Annotated in this window: 1 protein-coding gene; it reads right to left on the bottom strand. The window is 62.7% G+C overall.

Going from position 1 to position 437, the window contains the following annotated elements:
- Positions 1 to 437: ATP-binding cassette domain-containing protein (locus tag B4E36_RS13770; protein WP_345900470.1), on the bottom strand; the 437-nt coding region annotated here is incomplete at both ends.

Raw genomic sequence — 437 nt, 5'->3', positions numbered from 1 at the left:
TTTTCGAAGATCGGCATGGCAGCGATCGTGCCCTGTGTACCACGCTCCTCCGGCACATAGACGATGCCCTGCTTCACCGCCTCCGAGGGCGAGCGAATGACGGCGATCTCGTCATCGATCCGCACGGCGCCGGCCGAAGGCCGGGTGATGCCGAACAGCGCCTGCATGAATTCCGACCGGCCTGCGCCGACAAGTCCATAGAAGCCGAGTATTTCGCCGCGCCGGAGCGAAAAGCCGATATCCTCGAACTCGGTCGGATGACGATAGCCGGAGACCGTCAGAACCGGTTCGCCGATTGCGACCTCCTGCTTGGGGAAGACCTGATCGACCGGCCGGCCGACCATCAGTTCCACCAGCGCATTCTCGTCGGTTTCGGCAATCTTGCCTTCGCCTACCATCTCGCCATCGCGGAAAACGGTGTAGCGGTCGGCGATCCG

Origin of the sequence: Martelella sp. UBA3392 (genome assembly GCF_002358775.1) — a bacterium.
Classification (GTDB): Bacteria; Pseudomonadota; Alphaproteobacteria; order Rhizobiales; family Rhizobiaceae; genus Martelella; species Martelella mediterranea.
Note: the sequence above shows the minus strand (reverse complement) of the source record. Positions and strands in the feature narration are given on the sequence as shown.